Annotated in this window: 14 protein-coding genes and 1 pseudogene; 11 read left to right on the top strand and 4 right to left on the bottom strand. The window is 42.7% G+C overall.

Annotated elements, in window-relative coordinates; genetic code table 11:
- Nucleotides 1–3: 3 nt before the first annotated feature.
- Together U9670_RS00290 and U9670_RS00295 are read right to left on the bottom strand one after the other, a co-directional pair.
- On the bottom strand, nucleotides 4–3,885 hold the full coding sequence (locus U9670_RS00290) for a UvrD-helicase domain-containing protein (RefSeq protein WP_323842143.1): 3,882 nt from the start codon (nucleotides 3,883–3,885) through the stop codon (nucleotides 4–6).
- A 19-nt stretch (nucleotides 3,886–3,904) separates the two neighbouring features.
- Nucleotides 3,905–8,023: an exodeoxyribonuclease V subunit gamma gene (locus U9670_RS00295; RefSeq protein WP_323842144.1), complete on the bottom strand. Its 4,119-nt coding sequence runs from the start codon at nucleotides 8,021–8,023 to the stop codon at nucleotides 3,905–3,907.
- A gap of 295 nt (nucleotides 8,024–8,318) precedes the next feature.
- Here U9670_RS00295 and dnaE point away from each other — a divergent pair, with 295 nt between their 5' ends.
- From dnaE to U9670_RS00340, 9 genes and pseudogenes are all read left to right on the top strand, one after another.
- On the top strand, nucleotides 8,319–12,068 hold the full coding sequence (gene dnaE, locus U9670_RS00300) for a DNA polymerase III subunit alpha (RefSeq protein ID WP_323842145.1): 3,750 nt from the start codon (nucleotides 8,319–8,321) through the stop codon (nucleotides 12,066–12,068).
- Nucleotides 12,069–12,135: 67 nt separating this feature from the next.
- Nucleotides 12,136–12,930, top strand: coding sequence for an RNA methyltransferase (locus tag U9670_RS00305; RefSeq protein ID WP_323842146.1), 795 nt, complete (start codon nucleotides 12,136–12,138; stop codon nucleotides 12,928–12,930).
- 28 nt (nucleotides 12,931–12,958) lie between these two features.
- Nucleotides 12,959–13,753, top strand: a complete 795-nt coding sequence (gene cysE, locus U9670_RS00310) for a serine O-acetyltransferase (protein ID WP_323842147.1) — start codon at nucleotides 12,959–12,961, stop codon at nucleotides 13,751–13,753.
- Between the two features lie 175 nt (nucleotides 13,754–13,928).
- The gene (gene trpS / locus U9670_RS00315) at nucleotides 13,929–14,993 is read left to right on the top strand and encodes a tryptophan--tRNA ligase (RefSeq protein WP_323842148.1); all 1,065 of its coding nucleotides are present in this window, start codon (nucleotides 13,929–13,931) and stop codon (nucleotides 14,991–14,993) included.
- A 1-nt stretch (nucleotide 14,994) separates the two neighbouring features.
- Complete coding sequence (locus tag U9670_RS00320) at nucleotides 14,995–15,888, top strand: segregation and condensation protein A (RefSeq protein WP_323842149.1); 894 nt, start codon at nucleotides 14,995–14,997, stop codon at nucleotides 15,886–15,888.
- Nucleotides 15,889–15,978: 90 nt separating this feature from the next.
- Nucleotides 15,979–16,590 carry an SMC-Scp complex subunit ScpB gene (gene scpB / locus U9670_RS00325; protein ID WP_323842150.1) on the top strand — a complete coding sequence of 204 codons (612 nt, stop codon included), beginning with the start codon at nucleotides 15,979–15,981 and terminating at the stop codon, nucleotides 16,588–16,590.
- 341 nt (nucleotides 16,591–16,931) lie between these two features.
- Nucleotides 16,932–17,870: a 23S rRNA pseudouridine(2605) synthase RluB gene (gene rluB, locus U9670_RS00330; RefSeq protein ID WP_416381516.1), complete on the top strand. Its 939-nt coding sequence runs from the start codon at nucleotides 16,932–16,934 to the stop codon at nucleotides 17,868–17,870.
- Between the two features lie 14 nt (nucleotides 17,871–17,884).
- Nucleotides 17,885–18,430, top strand: coding sequence for an acyl-CoA thioesterase (locus U9670_RS00335; protein WP_323842153.1), 546 nt, complete (start codon nucleotides 17,885–17,887; stop codon nucleotides 18,428–18,430).
- Nucleotides 18,431–18,770: 340 nt separating this feature from the next.
- Nucleotides 18,771–20,602: pseudogene (locus U9670_RS00340) on the top strand (phosphoenolpyruvate carboxykinase (GTP)).
- Nucleotides 20,603–20,772: 170 nt separating this feature from the next.
- Here U9670_RS00340 and U9670_RS00345 read toward each other — a convergent pair.
- Complete coding sequence (locus U9670_RS00345) at nucleotides 20,773–22,548, bottom strand: acyl-CoA dehydrogenase C-terminal domain-containing protein (RefSeq protein WP_323842155.1); 1,776 nt, start codon at nucleotides 22,546–22,548, stop codon at nucleotides 20,773–20,775.
- A gap of 464 nt (nucleotides 22,549–23,012) precedes the next feature.
- Here U9670_RS00345 and truD point away from each other — a divergent pair, with 464 nt between their 5' ends.
- Both truD and U9670_RS00355 read left to right on the top strand, forming a co-directional pair.
- Nucleotides 23,013–24,098, top strand: coding sequence for a tRNA pseudouridine(13) synthase TruD (truD, locus tag U9670_RS00350; protein ID WP_323842156.1), 1,086 nt, complete (start codon nucleotides 23,013–23,015; stop codon nucleotides 24,096–24,098).
- A gap of 3 nt (nucleotides 24,099–24,101) precedes the next feature.
- Nucleotides 24,102–24,899, top strand: coding sequence for a M15 family metallopeptidase (locus tag U9670_RS00355; protein ID WP_323842157.1), 798 nt, complete (start codon nucleotides 24,102–24,104; stop codon nucleotides 24,897–24,899).
- Nucleotides 24,900–24,975: 76 nt separating this feature from the next.
- Here the strand turns inward: U9670_RS00355 and dacB are convergent, their stop codons facing one another.
- Nucleotides 24,976–26,538 (bottom strand): D-alanyl-D-alanine carboxypeptidase/D-alanyl-D-alanine endopeptidase, encoded by a 1,563-nt coding sequence (gene dacB, locus U9670_RS00360; RefSeq protein WP_323842158.1) that lies wholly within the window; start codon nucleotides 26,536–26,538, stop codon nucleotides 24,976–24,978.
- Between the last annotated feature and the right edge of the window lie 42 nt (nucleotides 26,539–26,580).

Below are 26,580 nucleotides of genomic sequence, written 5' to 3' on the forward strand. Positions count from 1 at the left end.
AGTTTAGTTAAACAATTTATCCAAATTTAACACCAGCTCAACAGGCACATTCCACACCAGTCGCCCAAGTGCCTCATCATCACAGACACCACGCAAAAACAAATATTCCACCGAACCCAAATACTTATCCTCATTGCCTATATAGTTGCTGATACGAATTTTTAGTAGGCGGTGCAATGCCACTTGATAGATTGCAGCTTGTAGCCAATAACCCGCCTTATCCATCGCCTCGTTCATGGCTGCTAAATGATAGTCTTTTGGCGAATTTCCTAAAAAATTTGATTTATAATCAATCACATAAAACTTACCATCTTTTTCATACATCAAATCAATTTCACCTTTTAGGTAACGATACAATGGTCTGTGATTGCCATCTTTGGTGAGCTGTATTGGTCGGTCGCTGTATCTTTTAAATACAACATTAAGTTCATTGATGCCAAAATGCTGTTTTAGACCCAGTACAAAACTCATTTCACGAACACTATTGTTGGCATTAAGACTCACCAAATTTGTTTTAGACGCATAAAACGGTGCATGAATAACATCATTTAGCCACAAAACAAGCCGATGATGCAAGGTGGCCTCATCATCAATCAATACATCATGGTTACGCAGTTTTTGAGCATTTTGACTCATATAGTCAGTTAAGCCCAAATAGCGTGCCACTTCATCTATCGTTTTGCTTATCGCTTTTAGACGCTCAATTGGTTCGCCTTGTGTGTTTACTTTTTGTAGCACTTGATGCAAAAAGTCGCCTGCAATCACACCACGCATGAAAACGCTACGAATATCACCATCTGCTGTTATCATCTCATCATCTGTTACCACAACCGCCACCTCATCATGGTCAGGTTGACCAATCAAAGACTTGGTTTTTTTATCAAGCTGACTGACAAGGGCCGTAAAGCTGGTCTGATACACCCCAAAAAACTGCGTGGTAGGCATGGTCTGTTGCCAATGGTGATAAGGAATCTTATGCAAATCCACATCGCCTGAGCAATACGGTGTTTTGATGAAATCATCAGCATCTAGATTCAGCCAGTCCATCTTTGCTTGCATTCTGATGGGCAAAGACAGCTTTTCATCATTTGCCTCACACCATAAAAATAGTGGTCGCAAATCAAGCTGTCTTTTTGATAACAAGTCCTCAGCCACAATAAATAGTTGCTCAGATGCACGAGTCAAAGCCACATAGCCCAAGCGTTTTTTTTCATCAAGGCTTTCTTTTTGGTCTTGATCTTGATAATAATTTGGCTGGCCTATCTTATGTGGTGTGGGCGAAATGCGTCTTTCAAATCGCTCATTGCTATACGGATAGAACATCGTATTATTTGCTCGCACCGCCTTGTCCAATTCAAGCACATAAACAATAGGAAATTCAAGCCCCTTTGATGTGTGCATGGTCATTAAGCTGATGCCAGATTCACTCGGCAGGGTCATCCTTTTATATTCATCAGCGACATCTCCACCCAATCTTGCTTGCATTTTGTACCAGTCAATAAATGCCAGCATTTGCAGATGCTCCTGCCCACCAACAATCTCTAAAATCTGGCAAATATCTGCCAAATACCGCTCACCAAACTTGGCAATATCCAGCCACAACGAATGATCATGCGGATAAAAAGGATGGGTAGATAAGGCAAAATTTAAAGCATTAACGACACCAAAATGTCGCCATTTTTCAAAAACCTTATTAAGATAAATCAATAAATTAGATTTTAACTGCACATCTGTTTTGTCATTGTCATGCACACCCAAAATCATCATCGCCTCATCAAGACTTTGTCCAAAAAGTGATGATGTCAAAAGCCTGCCTAATTTTTCAACATTACCCATATCCATACACGCCATTAACAAAGCATGAATATCCTGCCCTGCCTGTGTTTCAAACACATTGATTTCACGAGCAGCGATAGATGGAATGTTGAGCATATCTAAATAAGATTTGATGCCAGTCAGGCTATCGTGCCGAGCGGTTAATATTGCAATGTCGCTAGGTCGTATGGCACGCCTGCCATCTGGTGTCTGTATGGTATGGCCGCCTTGTAACACACTGTTAATGTGCCAAGCGGTCAATTGGAGTAGGTTATGCTCGCTGTCTTTTGCCAAATGTAGCATGGCAAAAGGCAAATCACCCAAATAGCTAGGCAGCGTTTGATCGGACGATTGCCAAGACAAATTTTGCGTTTGATGATGAGCGGTGATTTGCTGATAAAAAATCCCATCGCCCAAGTTAGCATGCCGATTATCTTGTCCACCAGAAAACCAAGCATTAAGGGCATCAATCAGGGTTTTATTGGAACGGCGATTGACAGTCAGTGTTAAGTGTTGCTTAATCATAGGTTTTTGGTTTTGGCTGTCTTTGCCAATATTTTTCATGCGATTATAATTGGCAACATCACCCCCACGAAAACGATAAATCGCTTGTTTAGGGTCGCCAACAAATAGTACAAAACCATAAGATGACTTGCCATCATTTTGTCCGTCCGTTTTCTCTGACTGTTTTTTTATGTCGGACAGATAAATCTGTCTTATCAGCTCAACTTGTGCCCCATTGACATCTTGCGACTCATCAATCAGTGCCACAGGGTAGCGATGGCGAATGTGGCGCGCCAGATTTGGACTTGCTTTTAACGCCTGATTAAGCCTATTCATTTGAATGGTAAAAGTGGTCTTGTGCTGATTTTCTAGCCAAACAGGCGTTTTGGCCTGCACCTCTAGGGCAATTTGGCGATATAAATAGGCACGATAATGATTTTGTATGTCATTGATTTGATGATAAATCTCTGACAATTTTGTCAAATCATGCTCAATAAAAGCCATTAAATTTTTCTTAACACTCTCGTCATACCCCTTATTAAAAACATTGTCTTTATCTATAACACTGGCGATACCATCTAGCCATTTGATATGGTGTTTTGCAAGATGATGTATGAAATTGACACCAAAATTTTTCATCAAATCACAAATTTCAAACAAATAATGCCAATGATTTAGTAAGGCATTTCTACCATTTATTTTGTTTTTTGTGCGATAATCTTTATCTTTAAATGCGTCAAATTGCAAAAAGTCTGCCTGCAAAAATTCATCTATTTGTTTTTGTAAATCAATAAGATACGCATCATCAATATTAATAGACTCATCAATCGGTGAACCAAAAAATTGCATGGTCAAATTGACCGAATGATAAGCTTTATCCAAATCACTAAAAATATCACTATGACGAATGACTTCATATAGGCGTGGCTCGTGCATCATGATACGAGCGTGCTCTTGACGCAAAGCATCATGAATGATGGCAGTTGTGATGTCGGCACTGTCATAAAGAATATCAGCTTTGGGACGATGTCCTATTTCAGCAGAAAATTCTTTGAGCCATTTTTGAGCAAGGCTATCAAGCGTCCCTACAAACAATTTATCTAGCGTGGCAAGCAATAGCCCTACTCGGCGTATCGCATCATCAAAAACTTTTGCATCTTGACTTAATAAATGGTTCATCAAATGCACATTGATGGGGTCGTCTGCACCCTCGATATGAGCACAAGTCGCCACAGACATCAGTTCATTAACTCGTTCATGAATGCTCAAATCATCAACAAACCAATGAGAATATGCAAGTTGCCTTGACTTTACCCAAGTCAGATACCGATAAAATACCGATAAGCGTTCTTGAATACGCTCTTGCATTTCAGCGGCAGCGGCACGAGTAAAAGTCGTGGCAATGATACGCTCTGGAGCATATCTTTGCTCAACAAGCAGGCGTAAAATAATGCCTGTAAGCGTCCAAGTTTTGCCCGTACCAGCAGATGCTTCGATCAAATACACCCCTTTTAGAGTACAAGCAATGGCAGGTGGCAGGTCGGTGGTGGTTGTGTTTGTTGTCATGTCAGTCTTTTTATGTTGATTATGAATCACTATCAAGCGTTTTGATTTGTTGTAACATCGTTTCATACAAAGGCACGCTTAATCGCCCTATCGTACTTAGCACCTCATCTGGGCTGATATCACCAATTACCAAAGCAACCAATTCATCAACCCACTCACCATTAATATCCACTTGACTCATGTCGCCACCTGCTTTGGCAATGATAAGAGCATTTAATGGCATTAGGGCAATTGGCAACTTAGCACCGATCAACACAAATAACACCAGATTCACCAAATACCGCTTGGCAACCTCTGCAAGCATGGGTGCAAATTGATAAGTGTCAGCCGATTTTAGTTTTAAGGCATTTAGCTGTGATGATGAGCCTTGATATTGCCAAATACTTGCCCCACGCCCATGCACCACATCATCTTGGGTTGTTTTTCGATGAATCTGCCAAATCAGATGATGCACCCAAAAGCCGATCAACTTATCAGCAGACGCCCGACTCACCAATAGATTTAGCCAAAGCGTCTCATCGCACATCGGCACGCTGGCAACAACTTTTATAGGATATTGCCCCATATTGAGCGTCATCACCTGTTCATGCGTTGTGGTCATCATGGCTGAAAAATCAGTTGGTTGTGCCACGCCACTTGCCAAAGCGTGCTGTTTGATGACATCAAAAAATGCCAAAAATCTCTTACCCACAAAACCAATACCATCTTGCAAAACACGCCAACGCACCACACCAGCAGGAAGCAATGAGTCATGGTACAAGGTGCTAAGTCGCATTAACGCTTCTTGGGAGAAATCTTGCCCAGACAGCTTATTATTAGACAGTTGTTTAAGGTCTATCTCTTCTACCGCCCTACCATCAAACACACCTGTACCAAACACTTGTGCAATCATTTGGCATAATTGCCAATTTCCCAGCCCGTCAAGCGACAATGGCTCATTCATCTGATCATCATCAGCCCCATCATCAATGGCAAATTTACCACGCAAATAATGTCGTATGGGTGATTTGATGACATTGGCAATCGTTTGTGCGGTCAGATAATTTGGCAATTTCAGGCGATATGTAATAAAAAGCTCGTCCATATCTTCATCAATATTTTCGCCTTGATTGTTTTTAACCAAAATATTTGCAATATGCCCCACTTCATCATCACTTGGCAAAATAACGAAAGGTTTATCATCAGATGACTTTTGGTCATCAATGATTTGCCTGACTTTTTGCCAGATGGGTGCAGGTGGTAAAGACAGTTTTTGTTCTCGCTTTTTATTGTCAATCAATTGACTTAGGGTGTTTTTGAAAAAATCATCATCTTTAATCTCAAAAGAGCGATTCTCATAAAATACCCCCTCTTCAAAGCTCATTGCGTGATGGTAGGTTACTAAATATCGCTCAATTAAGTTTGGTAGCAATAATGCTAACGACTGTACATTCTCGTCTTTGATGTCAGCCAATTGCCAATCAACATCTGCCTTAAAAAACTCAATCAACTCACCCACAGGAGAAGCTGGTAGCAGCACCGTATTGCCATCTGCACTGATGCCATCATAAAAAATTGCACAAGCATCTTTTGTGCATAACACGGCGTCCAAAAAAGCTCCGTTATCATCATCTTCATTGGTGCGATCGCCACGCCGTTTTAGCCCAGCTCGCATAAGGTCTAGGCGAAAATTGTTATCTTGGCGTGGAAAAGCAGATAAATTCATGCCAAGCATCAATGTTAAGCCAAATGGAATGCTTCGCAATGCACCAAATCTTGCCACCGTAATCACGCCAGATGGCTCGGCGGCTATCGCCTGCATACCCACTGCCTCTGCCAAGCTTTCTAGCACAAATTCAAGGCTAAGACAAATGTCATCTTGGGCAACATAAGCTGTGTCATCATGTATTTGTTTATGATAATTAACATTAGCCCTAAGGCTTGACATCATGGCATTTTTTGCTTCAAAAATCGCACGCATTTGCACGGTTTGTTTCATGCCATAAAAATAGCCATCAATCACCTCATGCTCAATTTTTTGAAGCCATGCTTGTACGGTATCAATTCGCTGATAATCATCAGAAAATTTTAATAAGGCTTCACGCATGGCGCACAATGCCACAACAATTTGTGTATCGTTTAGCCCAATGCCATCAATAGGTAATGTCGCCTCCTTATTGTGAGAATCTATCCAATCAAAAGGATGTAACACTTCACTGGCATCTAGGCTATCTGGGGCAATAAATCCCATGACAATACGGTCAAGTGCATAACTAAAAGTGTAGCGATAATCAGTATCTGCATCATGCAAGGTTGTGCTGATATGGCGTGCATCAAAGCCACGCTTAAAACCCGCCTGCATGAGTAGCTCTCTGGCACGATAAGCATCGTCAAAGGTTAAATTAAAATTTTCATAGATACTAGGATTCATCAACCATTCAAAAAAATCTTGTGCATAAAAGCGAGCCTCTTTTTCCCCCAACAAGCGATAAAAACCAATGATCGCCTGCATCAGTTCATCAATGGTGCGGTCGCTTACCCCTGTGATTTTAATGGGCAGTCTTAGCCCATCTACACCCACGCCATCAACAAATACCGAACGAATCACATTTTGGGCATTTTCAACATCAGGCAACAGTATCACCACATCGGACAACTGTCTAATCACACCATCACCATAATCGGTATTAAGGTATTTGGCAATCATCGTGCGAGCGATTTCTAGCTGGCGTTTTAGGCTGTGGCAAGCATGAATGCTAAGCTCTTGCAAAGCATGATTTGGCTGACCATGCAATGTCAAGGTGGGCTTTTGATGGGTTTTTTGTGTCAAAATAGACAGCATTTCACCCATTGCCACACCACCATCATCCACACCGAGCATTAAAATGTCTTGTTTTAGCTTTTGTAAAATACCATTTCCTGTCTTAGCGATGAATTTGTCCTGCCAATCAATTTTAATGCCAGCATGATTCAAATCTTTTGTATCATCTGTGCCATTGTCGCTATTTTGGTTGTTTTTGACCCAATCATCATTCAACTGTTCATAATAAAATTCACCGCCTGACATATCAGCAAGCATGGCAAAAGTTTCACGAGACTCTTTGCCAAGCCTTGACAACAGCCCATGCCCAAAGTCTTTTAAATAGACCATGTGAGGCTTGATGATTTGCTGAGTTAAAAGCCAGTTTTTATCAACAATATCTGCCCAAAACATTTTTGATGGGTTTAAATGAAACAGTCGGACATTAATTTTTGATGACAACCGCTTCAAAAACATAAGCTCAACCTGAGGGATTGTTTGAACCGTAAACAAATACAGCTCCTTTGGCATCTCATCAATGGCTGTCGCACAAGCCACCTTGCCACGCTTGCCGTCTAGCACCTGCCAAAACCGCTCTTCTAGTCGTTCACGATATTCATAAACCTCACTAAACAATGCTTGCCACAAATAACGAAGCAGTTTTTCAAGAGCATTATAATGGGCAAATAACCACTCTGGCGTCTCATTTTCTTGCCCAAAACTGTCGGCAAATTTATCCTTTTGACGAATCATGTCATCAACCGCCACAGGTAATGGCTTACCCACCCCCCAAGCGTGTAACCACTCTGGGCGATGCGTCAGATATCGTACATAAACTTTAGCAAGTTCATCGCACGCTTGCCACAGTCGTTGCTCTAAAATGCGTGATTGCCCAAAATGTGAGTGCTCATCGGGTGAAGCGACCGTTATCGTATCAGCAAGTGGCTTGAATAAAAAGTGCAAAACATTCGTTTCATCATCTAAAATTCGCTGTAAATCCACTTTGACGATTTGACTTAAAAATCCAAAAATCCGCCAACGCATGACCGACCCAGACAGCACAGCCACCTCAGGCACCGCCAGCCCATCGTCATTAATACGAGCATCAATTTTTAGCACTTTATCAATCATCTGCCATTGGTATTGCCCCCAAAACTGAGCTGTTAATAGTGTACTGATGCCTGCTTTTACAGCCACTTGCTTAGATAGCCAATCGCCAAGCACCACAGATGGCACAATGACGGTAAACGGACGAAAAATTGAGTCTTGGAGCAAACCGTATTGCTGGTTTTGCTCATAAAAATGAATGAGTTGATTGACCAGTTCGTCCGTGTCATTAGATTGAATGATTTGAAACATAATTTTTTGGCTAAAAGATTTGATGAATGATGATGAATAATAAAAAAACTTTGGGAAAATTTTATGAATAAAACAACACCCCAAATTGTACCTTGATTTGATGAATTTAGCCATTAGATTTAAAAATTTTAGCCAAAAAAACATCAGCCAATCTTAGGCCAAAAATTCTTTTATTTTATTACAAGTTTATTGCAAGCTAAATTTACTATATTTTCTCATCAGCACTTAAAAAATACCCCAATCAATGCTATAATTTGCCATTCATGCTTCACATCTAGCAACATCAAGGACACTCATGGCATTTGTGCATTTGGGCGTACACAGCGAGTTCGCCATCGTCGATTCTATTGTGCGTATCAAAGACTTAGTTAAGGCTGCTAAGGCAGATGGGCAGACGGCGTTGGCTTTGGCGGATTTGAACAATATGTTTGCTGTGGTCAAGTTTTATAAGGCTTGCACAGCAGCAGGCATTAAGCCCATCATCGGCTTGGAGGCAACTATTGGCGATGCCATCGACCGCACAGCCGAAGAAAATGCTCACACTGTCATGCTTTATGCAATGAATAATGACGGCTACAAAAATCTCCTTCGCCTATTATCCGATGCCTACACCGACCGCCCCAAGAACGACAATGGCACAGTATCTGTCCATACACCCATCATCACCAAAGATGCCTTGTTTGCTCACAATGATGGCATCATCGCCATCTTGACCGACCGCTCTGAGACAGCAAATGTCTTAAAGGGCAATCACCCAGAATCTTTTGCCAATTGTGTCAGACCATGGCAAGAGGTCTTTGGTGATCGCTTATATCTTGGCATTAAACGCACACACACAGGCGACGATGGCTATAATCGCCAAGCCATCATTCAAGGTTCGCAAGCTGGCATTGCCATCATCGCCCATAATGATGTCCGCTTTATGAACCCTGTGCCAGAGCATCAAAATCTGGGTAAAGATGACGAAGTCAGTAGCGACTTTGATGCTCATGAGGCTCGTGTGTGCATTGCCACAGGCTGGACGCTAGACAGCCCACATCGCCCAAGAAACTACACCGAACAGCAGTATTTTCGTACACAAGACGAGATGGCAAAGTTATTTGCCGACATTCCCCAAGTCATCAAAAACACCACACTGCTTGCCAGCCGCTGCAATGTAACACTCACGCTTGGGATTAATGTATTGCCCGACTTCCCCATTCCTGAGGGTGAGACGATTGAGAGCTTTTTTAGAAAAGTGAGCAATGAAGGCCTTGACCAACGCCTTGCCAAGCTTTACCCTACCCACACCCGTGATGAGAATTGGGATAAGACACTTAAAAGCTATCAAGACCGTCTAAATTATGAGCTAGACATTATCTTAAAAATGGGTTTTCCTGGTTATTTTCTCATCGTCATGGATTTTATCCGCTGGGCAAAAGCCAATGGTGTGCCAGTTGGTCCAGGTCGTGGCTCAGGAGCAGGCTCACTGGTGGCATACAGCCTAAATATCACCGACCTTGACCCACTTGAATACGATTTGCTTTTTGAGCGTTTTTTAAACCCTGAGCGTGTATCCATGCCCGACTTTGATATTGACTTTTGTATTGAAGGGCGAGACAGAGTTATCGACTATGTAGGTCGCACTTATGGGCGTAAAGCGGTATCGCAAATCATCACTTTTGGTACAATGGCAGCTCGTGCGGTAGTGCGAGATGTTGCTCGTGTACAAGGCAAACCACTGGGTCTTGCTGACAAAATGTCAAAACTCATTCCAAAAACTCCCGGCATTTCGCTTGCTGAGGCCGTACAAGAAGAACAGCAACTTAGAGAATTGCTGAGTCAAGATTCCACTCACCCAGACCACGAAGCTGCTTTGGAAATTTGGGACATGGCAGAAAAACTTGAAGGCATCACTAGAAATGTTGGTAAGCACGCAGGTGGTGTACTCATCGCTCCCAATCGCATTTCTGACTTTTCTGCCGTGTATTGTGATGATGAAGGACACCCAGTCAGCCAGTTTGATAAAGATGATGTTGAGGCGGTAGGTCTGGTGAAATTTGACTTCCTAGGTCTTCGTAACCTTACCGTCATTCAAGCAGCAGTTGATAACATCAATACCACTCGTGCCAAACTTGGTCAAGAACCCATTGATCTAGAAAAGCTACCCCTTAACGACAGTGCTGTCTATGAATCCGTCTTGCAATCAGGCAATACCACCGCTGTATTCCAGCTTGAAAGCTCGGGCATGAAAAAATACCTAAAACAGCTAAAACCAACCAATATTGAAGATGTTATTGCGATGTGTGCCTTATACCGCCCAGGTCCATTAGAATCTGGCATGGTAACAGACTTCATCGACCGCAAACATGGCATTCAAGAGCCTGCCTACCCCCACCCAGATTTTCAACATGAATGGCTAGAAGCACCACTCAAAGCCACCTATGGGGTCATTGTTTATCAAGAACAAGTCATGCAAATTGCCCAAGTTCTATCAGGCTATACACTAGGCGGTGCTGATATGCTTCGCCGTGCCATGGGTAAGAAAAAACCCGAAGAGATGGCAAAACAACGCAGTATTTTTGTTGAAGGGGCGATTGGGCAAGGCGTATCAGGTGAGCTGGCAGGGCAGATATTTGATTTGGTAGAGAAGTTTGCAGGCTATGGATTTAATAAATCACACTCAGCCGCTTATGGTGTGCTTGCTTATCAAACGGCTTATTTAAAATATTATTACCCTGCTGAATTCATGGCGGCCGTTTTGACATCAGAAATGGACGACACCGACACAATTGTCTTTTTAATTTCTGATTGCAAAGACAACTTTGATTTGTCTGTCATTCCACCAAGCGTCAATCACAGCGATTGGCGATTTGTCGTCCAAGATGATAAGACCATCATCTATGGACTCGGTGCGGTCAAGGGCGTGGGTGAAGAGGCGGTCGCCAGCATTGTCAGGGCAAGAAAAGATGGCGAATTTAAAGACCTCTATGATTTTTGCAATCGTGTGGACATTAAAAAAGTTGGCAAACGAGCCCTAGAAGCACTCATCTGTGCAGGTTGCTTTGATGATTTGGCAGTAAAGATCAAACCAGAATTTGCCGCCCAAGAACTACGCCATCATATCCGTGGCGGACTTTGGGAACAACTGCCAGCCGCTGCTCAGGTTGCCGAACAAAATCGCCAAAACGAGCTGGCTGGTACTTTTGATTTATTTGGTGAGGTTGATGATGGATTGTCAGTCGCTCCAGAATTGCCCAATGTCATCTGGGGCGATCAGACTCGTTTAAAAGGCGAAAAAGACACACTGGGGCTGTATTTGACAGGACATCCACTTGACAAATACCGAACCGAGCTCAAAAAGTACACCAACATCACCCAACTTTCTGAACTTGGCGATACAGGTCATAATAAATATGCTCGAGTTGCAGGGCTGGTCATTGATGTCGCCAACTTTGGCAACCGAGTCGCCATCACACTTGATGATGGCAGTTGTCGTGTAGAGGTGAGCTGTTTTACCGATAAGTTTACCCATCTAAAATCGGTGCTAGAGGCCAAAACGCCCAACGCCACTGAATTACGAAAAATTCCCAAAGAAAACTGGGAAACCATTGAGGATTTAAATGGGGCAATCATCATCGCAAAGTTAAGTGTGCGTGAGTCTGATGGACGAGTTTTTGCCAGAATGCAAGATGCGATGTCTTTAACACAAGCTCGATTAAAACATTTGTCAGCTGTTAATATCAAATTACACACCCACGATACAACTGCCTTAGCTGGCATTTTGTCTTTATTAAAAGAAAATCACCCACCAGAAGACATGCCTATTTTTGAAGACGAAGACAGCATTGAAGATGCGGTTGCCTATGATGAAGAAGGCAATGAAATCATCATGCCAAAACCTACCATCATCAAAGACGGCTGTTTGCCTGTATCGCTGTTCTTATACGATGATTGCAGCATCTCAAAACTTATGGTAAATGACCGCTTTCGCTTATGCCCTAGCGATACTGTCATCAGCGGTTTGCAGGCGATTTTGCCACCAGAGAATATCATATTAAGGTAGCTTGATACGGCTTAACATTTAAAAATGTGATATCCCCCACTTTATATCATAAATAAAAAACACACAAATGAATCATCTTAACCACTTAAAAAACATTCGTATTGTCATGATTGGCACAACCCTACCTGCCAATATCGGCTCTGCTGCTCGTGCCATGCACACGATGGGGCTTGATGACTTAATGATCATCAAGCCCCGCCTACCTATTGATGAGACAAGCATTGCCAGTGCCGCAGGGGCGGTAAGCGTTCTTAAAAAAGCTTGCATTGTTAATACGCTGGACGAAGCACTCGCTGATTGTTCGCTCGTCTTTGCCGCTTCTGCTCGCACTCGTCATCTACCACGCCCTGTCGTTACCCCCAGTCAAAGTGCAAATATCTTGGCAAACTTTTTTACTCAGCAAATCAAACAACCAGATAATAAAAAACCACCTAAGATTGCCATTTTATTTGGTCGAGAAGACAGAGGCCTGACCAACGATGAGCTTGCCGCTGCCGACTACCACATTCAAATTCCTGCCAATCCTGATTATCCTGTACTCAATGTTGCCGCTGCGGTACAGGTGATTGGTTCGTTCATTTATGATAGATTTATTCAATCAAATGAGGATAAATCAAATAACGCCAATCAAATGACACTCACCATTCGTCAAGACTGGGACGAGGCCATGATCACTCACAGCCAAAAAGATGCACTCAATGACGCCATCATCAATCTGATGACAAGGCTTGATTTGGCAGACAGCCAAGACTTAAAAAGCCTACCAAGTCGCTTGTCTCGACTAAGTAGCCGAGTACAGCTTGATCAAAAAGAATATGCTTTATTACGATCTTTGATTGCCAAAATCAGCCAAAAAATCTAACCAACCACGCTTTATTTTAAGGATTGCCATGTCCATCATCAATCGTTTAAAATCACTCATCTTTGCTGTCAATGAAGACATCGAAGCGGTGCTTGACAAAGACCCAGCTGCTCGTAGCAAAGCTGAGGTTGCCATTACCTATCCTGGCATTCACGCACGCACCCTACACCGAGCGGCCCACGCCTTATGGAATGCCGACCAAAAACTTGCTGCACGCACACTATCGCATATTGGCCGTATGACAACAGGCATAGAAATCCACCCTGCTGCCAAAATTGGTAGACGCTTGTTTATTGACCATGGTATGGGCGTGGTCATTGGTGAGACAGCAGAAATTGGTGATGATGTTACCTTATATCATGGCGTTACCTTAGGTGGTGTGTCATGGGAGAAAGGTACAAAACGCCACCCCACTCTTGGCGATCATGTCGTGGTGGGTGCAGGTGCAAAAATTCTAGGTGGCTTTACTGTAGGCAACAACGCCAAAATCGGCTCAAATGCTGTTGTCGTTAAGCCTGTCCCTAGCAACACCACAATGATCGGCTCTGCCGCTCGCATGATTGACAAAACCAACAAAAAAGATGCACCAAAAGTCAGTCAAGAGCAATCAGATGCTGCCAATGAGCTGTTCAATGCCTACGGTCTAAAACCAGACAGCCAAGATCCAATCGCCACCAGTATTGCCGCCCTGCTGGCTCACATTCAAAACCAAGATAAAAAAATATGCGAACTGCAAGCCGCCATCTGCAAACTGGATCCAAACTTTTGTGCCGACATCATCACGCCCATCTGCAAAGATGATTTAGATGTACTTAATTGCTAGACATTTGGCTAAATTTTTATGATTTGCTATTTTTATTTGCTATAATGGCAAGTTAAAACCCCTTTGATTGGCCATAGCTTAACAAACAGCAAAATCCTGCTTTTGCATTGATACTTTTATATTTTATACTTCATACTTTGATGATTTGACGCTTTTTATAAATAGGAAACTTTCCATGACTGACACCACCGAAAAAAGACGAGTTCTTACAGGGATTACCACCACAGGCATTCCACATTTGGGCAACTATGTCGGCTCAATTCGCCCTGCCATCGCTGCCGCCAACGAAGCGGTCGTCAAAGGTGAGGGTGATGCGTTCTTTTTTTTGGCGGATTTTCATGCACTCATCAAATGCTTCGACCCTGACGAAATCCATCGCTCCACTCGTGCCATCGCAGCCACTTGGTTGGCGTGCGGCCTTGACCCTAAAACTTTAACCTTTTATCGTCAATCAGACATTCCAGAGATTCCAGAGCTTGCGTGGATTTTAAACTGTTCATGTGCCAAGGGTTTGATGAACCGTGCTCATGCCTACAAAGCAGCTGTTGATATTAATACCGCCAAAGAAGATACCGACCCTGATTTTGGCATTACCATGGGGCTATTTAGCTACCCTGTACTGATGGCGGCAGATATTTTAATGTTCAACGCCACCCATGTCCCTGTTGGCAAAGACCAAGTTCAGCACATTGAAATGGCACGAGACATCGCTGGTACTTTTAATTTTAAATACAAAGCCCTGTTTACTCAGCCTACTGCTGTGGTTGATGAAGACACGCCACTACTGACAGGGCTTGATGGCCGTAAAATGAGCAAATCTTATGGCAATACCATTCCGCTGTTTGGCGATGGCAATCCACAAATTGATCCAGAAAAAGCTCTAAAAAAAGCGATTGCACAAATCGTTACCAATTCACAAGCCCCAGAAGAGCCAAAAGACCCTGACAACTGCAACATTTTTGAAATTTATCGTGCCTTTGCCAACAAAGAAGAAATCAAAGCACTGGCAGCACATTATCGCCAAGGCATCGGCTGGGGCGAAGCAAAAGAAATTTTGTTTCATAAAATCAATGACGAAATTGCTCCCATGCGGGCTCGTTATTTTGAACTGATGAATGATCCTAAAGAGTTAGAAGAAATCCTACAAATGGGGGCAATCAAGGCTCGACGAGTTGCCCAAAAGCAACTTGACAAAACTCGCCGTGCAATTGGTATCAAGCCTTTAGCGAAGCTCAAATGACATGACAGACACCATCACAAATCTTGCGACCAACGATACGCAGATTCGTATCTTTGACACCCCTGTTGAAAGCTTGCCTGAGGATTTATATATCCCACCGCAAGCATTTGCCATTTGGCTAGAACAATTTGCAGGCCCGCTTGACTTTTTGTTGTACTTGGTTAAAAAGAATAATTTTGATTTAACCGAGACTGCCATCTTGCCCATCACAGAGCAATATCTCAGTTACATCAAAGACTTAGATGAAGAATATTTTGAGCTGGCGGGCGACTATTTGCTCATGGCAAGCACATTAATCGCCATTAAAAGTGAGCTGTTGTTGCCTCAAGCAAGCATCAATGATGAAGAATTAAGCCCAAAAGCACGCCTGATTCAAAAGCTAGAAGAGTATGCTCAAATCAAAGAAGCCGCCAAACGCCTTGACAATCTCATTCGTCTTGAAAGAGATGTGTTTTTGGCATTTACAAGCCTACCCAGCACACAAGCAATGCGTGCCGAATTGCCCAAATACTCGCCACAAATTTTGGTTGACAGTCTCATCAATATGCAAATCAAGCCAGATTATCAAATGCACACGGTCGCCATCGACCCTGTGCCATTACCTGAGAGAATCGCCGCCATTACTCGGACTTTGAGCAAAAAAGGCATGGCCACCTTCAAAGAATTGCTTGAACCTACACAAGGTAAACTTGGCGTGGTGGTCAGTTTTGTGGCGATTCTTGAACTCATCAAGCGTGGTTTGGTGGGATTTGACGAGTACCCAACAGATGACTTTGATGATGAAAGTGCAGACAATTACGCTCTCACCACCGAAAAGCAAGCCAAAAATACACTGCCCAGCGTAGATAACATTGGATACGCCATTGGTGAGCAGACGCTTTATTGGTTACGCTGATTGGCTGATTGGCATTTTGTACTTACATTATTGATGTTCAGCCTATTGACACCACTATTTATTTCATCTTAAATTATTTTTATAAAAATCATGGAAAATTTAATCACCCCCCTAGTACTTGATGTGGCCGCTGCCAACACAAAAACAGACGAACAAAAAGCCATCTTGGAGGCACACGCTACCGCCGAAGCACTCAGTCGCTATATTGAGGTGCTATTACACGCCAGCGAAACTCCCCTAACTGATACCGACCTAAAAAAACATCTGTCCATGAGCAGTGATGAACTGCAAATGGCTCTTATCATTTTAAAAGAACGCCTAGCAGGAAGCGTGTTAACGCTTGGCAAAACTGCCAGTGGCTACCGACTACAAATCAAAGACAACTACTCACGACTCATTCAACAAATTTTTCCAGAAAGATTGGAAAGCCTAAGTCAGGCATTGCTTGAAACCCTAAGTGTCATCGCTTATAGACAGCCTGTAACTCGTGGCGACATCGAGCAGGTGCGTGGCGTTACCGTATCAAGCAATATTTTAAGACAGCTTTTTGACAAGGGCTGGATTATGGAAAAGGGTCATAAAGACACGCTGGGTAAGCCTGCCTTATTACACACCACGCCTGCATTTTTAGATGCGTTTGGCTTATTGAGTTTGGAGGATTTACCAGAATTACCCGACCTACAAAGTTTAAATATCAGATAGTCTGATTGTTGATTGTATTATTTAACCATCGGCAATCCTAATATGTTTTTTTATTTTTTGGCATTGTTAATTTAAAGTACATTTGAAAAACCTTTTACCTAAAAACCACCTAAAAAATGTCTGTCGGTAGAATTGGTGTTTTTACCACTTTATGACAAATTTTTCTTGCCAAATACCATCAAAAGCCGTATCATTAACCTTTTTAACATTGTGAAATGTTGCTATCCAACCACAGGACCATCATCATGAATGACACCACCAGCTTTACCGATATTGATTCGTCTCAATCAGCACCAACCAGCCACGCCGATGGCGAAAAACTTCAAAAATTACTCGCTCGCATGGGATTGGGCTCACGGCGTGGATTGGAAGATATTATTAAGGCAGGGCGTATCTCTATCAATGGTCGCATTGCCACTTTGGGCGACCGTGCCACCACTACTGATGAGATTCGTGTCGATGGTCGGCTTGTGCGTATCAAGGCAGAACGAGAAAAACGCCGCCGTATCATTGCCTACTATAAGCCAGAAGGTGAAATTTCATCAGCCTCAGACCCAGAAGGTCGCCCTACCGTTTTTGACCGCCTGCCTAAACTTACAGGCGATAGATGGGTCATGGTCGGTCGTCTAGACATCAACTCATCAGGGTTACTACTATTTACCAACGATGGTGAGCTGGCACACCGTTTGATGCACCCTTCAAATGAAGTTGTCCGTGAGTATGCGGTGCGTGTGCTTGGCGAAGTTACCCCACAAATTGCCCAAAACCTAACTCGTGGCGTTGAGCTTGAAGATGGCATAGCAAAGTTTGATGACATCAAAGAAGGTGGTGGCATGGGTGTCAATAAATGGTATCATGTCAAAATCAAAGAAGGTCGCAAGCGTGAAGTGCGTCGTATGTTTGAATCCCAAGAACTCAAAGTTTCTCGCCTAATCCGCACTCGCTATGGTACGGTCATTCTACCAAAAGAGCTACGCACAGGGCGATTCATTGAGCTTGATGCTAAAGAAATTGGCAAACTCATCGAAACAGTAGGCTTACGCCCTCGCATCGGCACAGGTCTTAATACCGCCGCCAAAGAAAAGCAAGCACGCATTCACAAAAAACCGCTCAAATCTCGTGAAATTCGCCGTCAAAAACACGAAAGACACGAAAAACAAGAGGAGCGAAGCAGCCGCATGGATGGTAAACCTGCCAATAAAGGCAAGCGACAATCACAAGAGCGTGCTTCAACACCAAACTCACCCAACCTAAAAACTGCCAAATTTTATCAGATATGAAATAAGGTCTAATCATGTATCCGTTTTTTCGTCTTGCCAAAACCATTGTCAAAAGCTCGCTTGATTTCAAAAAAGGCGATAAACTAGACTTTTATGACACAAGCGAATATTGTTTTACCGCCAATGTGAACGACATTGACAACTTTCTTGAAATGAATAATGGGCGAATTTTTACGCTATTTGATTTGGGTCGTACGGATTTTGCCATTCGTTCAGGTCTTGGGGCAAAACTCATCAAAAACCACTGGGGGCTGGTCGTGGCAGGTAGCACCATTCAGTATCGCAAGCGGATTCGTGCCTTTGATCAAGTCGTGATGAAAACTCGCATTTGCGCGGTGGATGAACGCTGGTTTTATGTTGAACAAACCATGTGGGTTAAGGACAAATGCACCTGCCACGCTCTACTGCGTACGGCGGTAACTGATTTTAAATCTGGCAAAGCCCTACCCACCAAAAAAGTTTTAGACAGTTTGGGCTATGTAAACATCCACCTACCCCCTGATGAGTGGGTGCAAGCATGGATTGAGACAGATAAACTGCGTCCTTATCCAAGTGAGTGATGAAACTATTTTTTTTAATAAAAAAAGGCTATCTAAATAAATATCGGGTTGGTATTTTTATTCCAAAGCATTAATTTAGCTTTTAAAATAAGAAAATAGCAGTCTTATTTTACTCCTAATTAAAACTCCTACCACAAAGGATAAAAAAGGACAAATAACCCCATATTAGATAGCACGCATTTTTTATTATTCATTTAAAAAATATATTCGTTTATTTTAAAAATAATACTTACCATCTCATCGCTTTTATGTTTTAATATGGCAATTTTTTTGTCAAGGTGGTATTTATTCCACCATCAAAAGCATTTTACTCATTTAACTTGAAACTCGAGAAGTTATCATGACCGCAACAACTACTGCACCAGATTTTGTCCGTCATCAAGCCCTAGTAAATTGGGTTGCTCAAATCGCAAATCTTACCAAGCCAGCTCGCATCGAATGGTGCGATGGTTCACAAGAAGAATATGACCGTCTGATCAATCTCATGATTGACAACGGCACGATGGTGAAACTGAATCAAGAAAAACACCCAAATTCATATCTGGCATTTTCAGACCCATCAGATGTGGCTCGTGTCGAAGACCGTACTTTCATCTGCTCAGAACAAGAGATTGACGCTGGTGCAACCAACAACTGCAACACCCAGACGAGATGCGTGCCAAGTTGGCAGGTTTATTTGATGGTTGCATGGCAGGACGCACCATGTATGTTGTGCCTTTTAGTATGGGCCCTTTGGGTAGCCACATTGCTCATATCGGCGTCGAGCTGACCGACAGCCCTTATGTGGTCGTGAGCATGCGTAAGATGGCTCGTATGGGCAAGGCGGTATATGATGTACTTGGTACAGACGGTGAATTTGTACCATGTATACACTCTGTTGGTGCACCATTAGCCGACGGTCAAAAAGATGTCGCTTGGCCTTGTAACGATGACAAATACATCGTCCATTTCCCAGAGACTCGTGAAATCTGGTCATACGGTTCAGGCTATGGTGGCAACGCCCTACTTGGCAAAAAGTGTTTGGCTCTGCGTATCGCCTCTGTCATGGGCCGTGAACAAGGTTGGCTGGCTGAGCATATGCTTATTTTGGGCGTAACCAATCCACAAGGCAAAAAACACTACATCGCCGCAGCATTCCCTTCAGCGTGCGGTAAGACCAACTTTGCTATGTTGATTCCACCAGCAGGATATGAGGGCTGGAAGGTAGAAACTGTGGGCGATGACATCGCATGGATTAAGCCATCAGCAGACGGCAAACTATACGCCATCAACCCAGAAGCAGGCTTTTTTGGTGTTGCTCCTGGCACAAACACCAAGACCAACTCCAACTGCATGAGCACATTAGGCTCTGATGTCATCTATACCAATGTGGCAATGACAGAAGACGGCGAGGCGTGGTGGGAAGGAAAAACCAAAGAAACCCCAGAAAAACTCATCAATTGGAAACGCCAAAAGCATGATGGTAGCGAAAAAGCATCGCACGCCAATGCCCGCTTTACTGTATCAGCGGCTCAATGTCCATCTATCGACCCACAATGGGAAAATCCAGAAGGTGTGCCAATTTCTGCCTTTATCTTTGGCGGTCGCCGCGCTGATACTGTGCCATTAGTATCGGAGGCTTTTGACTGGGTGGATGGCGTGTATAAAGCTGCCACCATGGGTTCTGAAACCACCGCCGCCGCCACAGGGGCACAAGGTGTCGTACGCCGCGACCCATTTGCGATGCTGCCATTTGCAGGCTACAACATGGCTGACTATTTTACCAACTGGCTAGAAATGGGCAAGCAGCTAGAAAAACTGACCAACGAACACGGTACCAAAATGCCTAAGATGTTTAAGGTAAACTGGTTCCGCCGTGATGAAAATGGTGATTTTGTATGGCCTGGCTTTGGTCAAAATATGCGTGTGCTTGAATGGATTATTGACCGCTGTGATGGTAAAGCAAATGCCGTCCATACACCAATTGGTCTTGTGCCTACTTATGGCGACATCAATTGGGCAGAGTCTGATTTTAGCGAGCAACAATTTAGCTTAGTAACCAGCCAAGACAAAGATGCTTGGGTAAAAGAATTAAACGACCATCAGGCACTGTTTGAAAAACTTGGTGAGCGTATGCCGCAAGCCTTGATTGACCATCAAGCCAAACTGCTTGATGCGGTACAAAGTGCTTAATCATCAATAATATTTAAAGCATTCTAATTATTATTAGAATGCTTTTTTATTTAAAAATAAGCCTTTATGACAACAGACCACCACCATCAAGGGTAGCTAAAAAAAAAACAAAAAGACAGCTTATAGACTGTCTTTTTATAATGTTAATCTGACTTAATCGGCTTGGCATATCAAGCGAAAAATTCCTCATCAAAAGACATGATGCTGGTTGCACCTGCTTGTGCCATATCAGCATGAGCATAGAGTTTTGGCAAACTACGTACCACGAAATAATCCGCCAATTTACAACGCTCATCATAAAATTTACCAGATTTACCATCGCTAGCATTGACTATCAGTAGATACATATAAGCATAACACAAATAGCCGACAGCGTGCAAATAATCCACCGCCGATGCATTGATGGTATTTACATCTGTTTTGGCAATAGCCATCAGCTCGTTAGTCAAAGAGCGAATACGAACAGTCGCTTGTTTTAGTGCTGTCTTGATGGCGTGATTGGTGGCGCTAGACTCACACGCCAAATCAATCTCATCAAGAAAGGCAAGCATCGTCTTGGCATCATTTTTTATCACCTTACGACCCAATAAGTCAAGCGACTGAATGCCATTTGTACCTTCATAAATTTGGCTGATGCGAGTATCACGGACAATTTGTTCCATACCCCATTCTTTGACATAGCCATGCCCACCAAATACCTGCTGACAATCAATGCTTGCATCAAACGCCATATCAGTCAAGAATGCTTTAACTACAGGCGTTAATAAGGTAACTTTGGCATTGGCATGAGACTGACAAATCTCATCATTACCAAATTTGGCGATATCCAGCTCCTTTGCCACATACATAGCAAAAGTACGAGAAGCAACACTATTAATCTTAGCATTCAATAGCATACGACGCACATCACCAAAACCGATGATGGGGTCGGCCATCTTATCGGCATTTTTAATGCCATCATCATGACGACCTTGCAAGCGGTCTTTGGCATAATTACAAGCGTTTTGATACGCCAATACACTTGCCCCCAGACCTTGCAGACCCATCGTAACACGCTCATAATTCATCATAATGAACATCGTAGCAAGCCCTGTATTTTCCGCCCCCACCATATAACCTTTGGCATCATCAAAATTCATCACACAAGTGGCAGAGGCCTTAATACCCATCTTATGCTCAATAGACCCTGCCAAAACAGCATTTCTCTCCCCTAACGAACCATCATCATTAACCAAAAATTTTGGCACAATGAACAGCGAAATTCCTTTTGAGCCAGCAGGTGCATTTGGCGTCTTGGCAAGCACCAAATGAATGATGTTCTCCGCCAAATCATGCTCACCACCTGTGATAAAAATCTTAGTGCCTGTGATATTATAAGAGCCATCATCATTGGGTGTGGCACGAGTCTTGATGATTCCAAGGTCTGTGCCTGCGTGCGGTTCGGTCAAACACATTGTACCTGCCCATTCGCCTGTATAAAATTTAGGCAAATAGGTCGTTTTTTGCTCATCACTGCCACCAGCAAGCAAGCAAAGGCTTGCCCCAACAGTCAGGTTAGGGTATAGGGCAAAAGACTGATTTACCGAAAACAGCATCTCCTCTGTCAGCATGGTTACCATTTTTGGCATACCCTGCCCACCAAATTCAGGCGAACCACCCAAGCCAACCCAACCCATGTCTCCATACGCATGAAACGCTTCTTTAAAGCCTGCTGGTGTTGCTACTTTGCCTTCGCCCAAATACTTAGCACCCTCATCATCACCAGACTGATTTAATGGCAACAACACCTCACGGCTAAATTTTGCCATTTCTTCTAAAATCATGTCCACTGTCTCAGTGTCCATATGCGAAAGATTGGGTGTATTTTGCCAAAAATTCGGTGCATCAAAGACTTCATTCAGCGTAAAACGCATTTCGTCTAAGGGCGCTTGATACTTCAAACTCATAATAACTCCTTTTTTGAGTAAAAACCAAACAAATATCTTGCTATATTTTACATTTTAAGACCAGTTTTATCAAAATCTTATGATCAATCATCGTACCTTAAAACACATTATCATCAAAAACCAACACTTAAAAACTATTAAAAATAGTTAAAAACAGTTAAAAATAAAAAAAAAGATTAAAAAACCAATGCAACAATAAGGACGATAACATGACAATCAGCCGTCTCACTGTAAAATAAAATCGACCATCCTTGCAAGCCCTTCAAAAGACCAAGCAGTCATTTTAATTACTTGCCATCAATTTTAGCATGGCACAAGATTGGCTGAATTTGGTATTTTTGGTATTATTATTAAATGTTAAAAATAAAGCACCCGCCCAATAATTTAGCATTTTATTTGAGAAATATTCAAAATCATGCTTTAATAGCCAAAATGAATCATCACACATTTTAATCGGTCAAATTATGCCAATCACAACCAAACCCACCATCATTTCTGCCACTTTTAAAGACACGCCTGCCGATTTTATCGTTACCGAAAAACTGAACCTTAAATTTGATGAGCAAGGCGAGCATCTTTGGTTATATGTCAAAAAAACTGGCATGAATACCACTTTTGTTGCAAAGCTTTTGGCACAATGGGCAGAAGTACCCAGTCGTGATGTAGGATACTCTGGATTAAAAGACCGCCATGCCATTACCCATCAATGGTTCAGCATACGCTTACCAAAAAAGAATCAACCTGAGCAAAGTTTTGCAGATTTTATCCAAGTCAAATTACAAGATGGTGAGGAAATTGACATTTTGCAACAATTTTGGCACGGCAAAAAATTGCATCATGGCACACATGAATCAAACCACTTCATCATCACCTTAAAAGACATCGTGGGTGAAAAGTCTGCGATTAATGCACAGTTAGAACACATTGCCAAGCATGGTGTACCAAACTATTTTGGCGAACAAAGATTTGGGCATGATGGCAATAACCTCACCAAAGCCCAAATGTTTTTTGAAAAACTATTAGCCAGCTCAAAACCCTACAAACCCAGCAAAAAAGACCTAGAACGAAACAGCCTGCTCATTTCAGCAGTACGCAGTCACCTGTTTAATCAAGTCTTGACTCTTAGGGTGGTGGATAATACTTGGGATAAAGCAATATCTGGCGATGTATTTAATCTTGATGGCACAGGCTCAGTATTTACTGCCGATATTGATGATGAAATTCGTGAACGCATTGACAATCATGACATTCACCCCACCATCGCTTTATACGGCGTGGGAGAAAATAAAGCAAGTAAACGAGCACTGGATTTAGAAAATCAAGTTTTTCAAGATGAAAAAAATATGATATTCACCAAAGGCTTGCAAAAAACAAATGTCAAAATCATGCGAAGATCCATGCGTTTGATTGTGCAGAAGCTTTCTTGGCAATGGCAAAACGACACCTTGGTAATGTCATTTACCCTGCCAAAAGGTACTTTTGCCACCGTTGTCTTGCACACTTTATCCCAAACACTAAACAACCATAATCACACAAATATTAAGGCATAAATGATGGCACATAAAAATAAGACACACACTACTTTTGTTATGGTCATGCTTGCCATTAGCCAAAATACATACGCCACCAACATACAAAACATACAAGATGACACACAAGCACCCACCGCCCACATACAAAGTAGCACACTCATCAACGCAAAAAACAACGAAGATGCCAACACCCTAAAAGCCCAAGCAAAAAATCCCCAATCGCCAGTTATGGATTTAGAAATAAAAACATCGCCCATCTGCTCGCCAGATGCTTTGTTGGTAGGTATTGAGCATTTTGCCTATGATGAAGTTTTTGCCGAAGACTTGGTGTGGAGTGGCTACGGTGATAAATCACATGAAAACAAACTCATTCACAAAGATGTCAAAAAACCCTTACAAGACTTAGTAAAAGCAGCAGCCAAAGACAAAGTGGCGTTATATCCAAGCTCTATCTTTCGCTCAGTAAGGGCCCAAGATGCCATCATCAAACGCAAAATCCGCCAGAAACAACCTCCCAGCAGTATTTATTTTACCTCGTCGCCTGCAGGCTTTTCTGAACATCATACTGGCTATGCGGTAGATTTTGCCCCAATTGATACTAAGTTTGCCAAAACCAAAGGTCATCAATGGCTCATGCAAAATGCTCAAAAATACGGATGGCAAAAGACCTTCACGCCAGAATTTTCTGCCAAGACTGGCGTGTCCGAAGAATCTTGGCACTGGCGTTATGTGGGTGATGAGCGTGGGCAATCATTATTCGCACCACGCACCTGCCAACCGCTAAACACAGATGATGGCACCGATAAAAAAAATGAATAATAAAACAAGATACCAAGCCATCGGCTTATCGTACACCTAAATGAAAAAATAGAGAAAAATTAAAGATAAAGAAAAATCAGAGTGTCGCCACATAAGCAAGCACTTCATCAAGTACAGACAATACCCTTTGGTCATGCCCTGCATTTGGTGCATTGACCATAACCACCAAAACATACCACCTGCCACGACTGTCCATGATATAGCCTGCCATGCTTTTAACATCATTTAGTGTACCTGTCTTAATATAAGCCCGCCCAATCGCAGGATGATTAAAATTTCTTTTAATCAAGCTTGCCATCGTGCCAGATTTTCCTGCTATTGGCAAGGAAGTCTTAAATACTTCAAAATTTGGCTGTTTGTACGCAAAAGCAAGCAATTCTGCCATTGCCATTGGAGTAATCTGACAATCTCGGCATAGTCCAGACGCACGACTCATCATCGGTGATGCACTTGTCAAATGGTCTTGCCACCATTGGTTGATAAAATCAAATGCCTTAGGGTAATCGCTTGCTGATACATTAGGTAGGGATAATGGCAATGATAACGCCATTTGTTCGGTCATGACATTATTAGAATATTGGTTAATCAGGTAAATCTGCTCAGCCAATGGCTTAGATGGGTAGATCAGCCAAGGCAGCGTCATGCCTACGGCTTGTTGTTTGTTTGCTAGCCCAACCATGCCCGAAAAATTATTGTCCAGCTTTTGCCATTCGCCCTGCACCGCCTTTACTGCAAGTGTATCAGCATCATTAAAGGTCAGCCAATAAGAGCGACGACCACAGACAGCATTTGTGCCATTAAGCACAACCAGTCTGGCATCTGTCAAATGAAAATCAGCATCAGACAGACAGCTTTTTTTATTCGTCAAAATTTGGTTCGGTGAATCAAAATCCGCTAATGTCGGCATGACCTGCACCATAGCACTTTGATTGTCCACTGGCAAAACATCCACTTCCAATGTACCAAAATTCACCAAAAAAGCATTTGGTGCAGCATTGTAGGCACGCACCCCCTGCCCATCAAAAGCATTGATGTCAAATTTAACATGATTAAATGCCAAATTATCAATCATGATATTGCCACGAATATGGCGAATGCCTTGTGCCTGCACCTGTTGCAACATAGCACGCAGACGCTCATGCGTCATTGCAGGGTCACCAGTGCCTTGAATGACCAAATCGCCATACAGTATGCCATTGACAATCACCCCTTTTGGATAGACACGCGTTACCCAGCGGTGGTTTTCACCCCAAGTGTGCAAAGCGATAAAAGTTGTGATAAGTTTTTGGGTAGATGCAGGTATGCGTGGCTGGTCAGCTCGGTGGCGAATGATGGGATTGTGGCGTAAATTGGCATTAGATGGATTAACACGACTTGGTGTTTGATTGATTTGGCTGTTTTGTGCTGATGGTACGGCGGTTAAAGGCTCAACCCAAAGACTGATCTTGTCATCATCCAATCCTGCAATCACCATTTTATCACGAATGGCCTGAGGCAGGGCATCGCCTGCATTACCTGCCATCAAAACAGGAGTATCTGTCGCACTTGCCATCTGAATACAGACAGACTCAGACATCATTAGGCTGCCAAGCAATAGACAAAACCAAGCTGACAGTCTCATTGTTTTAGCATTTTTCACACAAACACCAACCCAAGCCAAACTCGTGCATCAAGCAAAAAA

The organism is Moraxella tarda, from assembly GCF_035181405.1.
In the GTDB taxonomy this organism is placed as follows: Bacteria; Pseudomonadota; Gammaproteobacteria; order Pseudomonadales; family Moraxellaceae; genus Moraxella.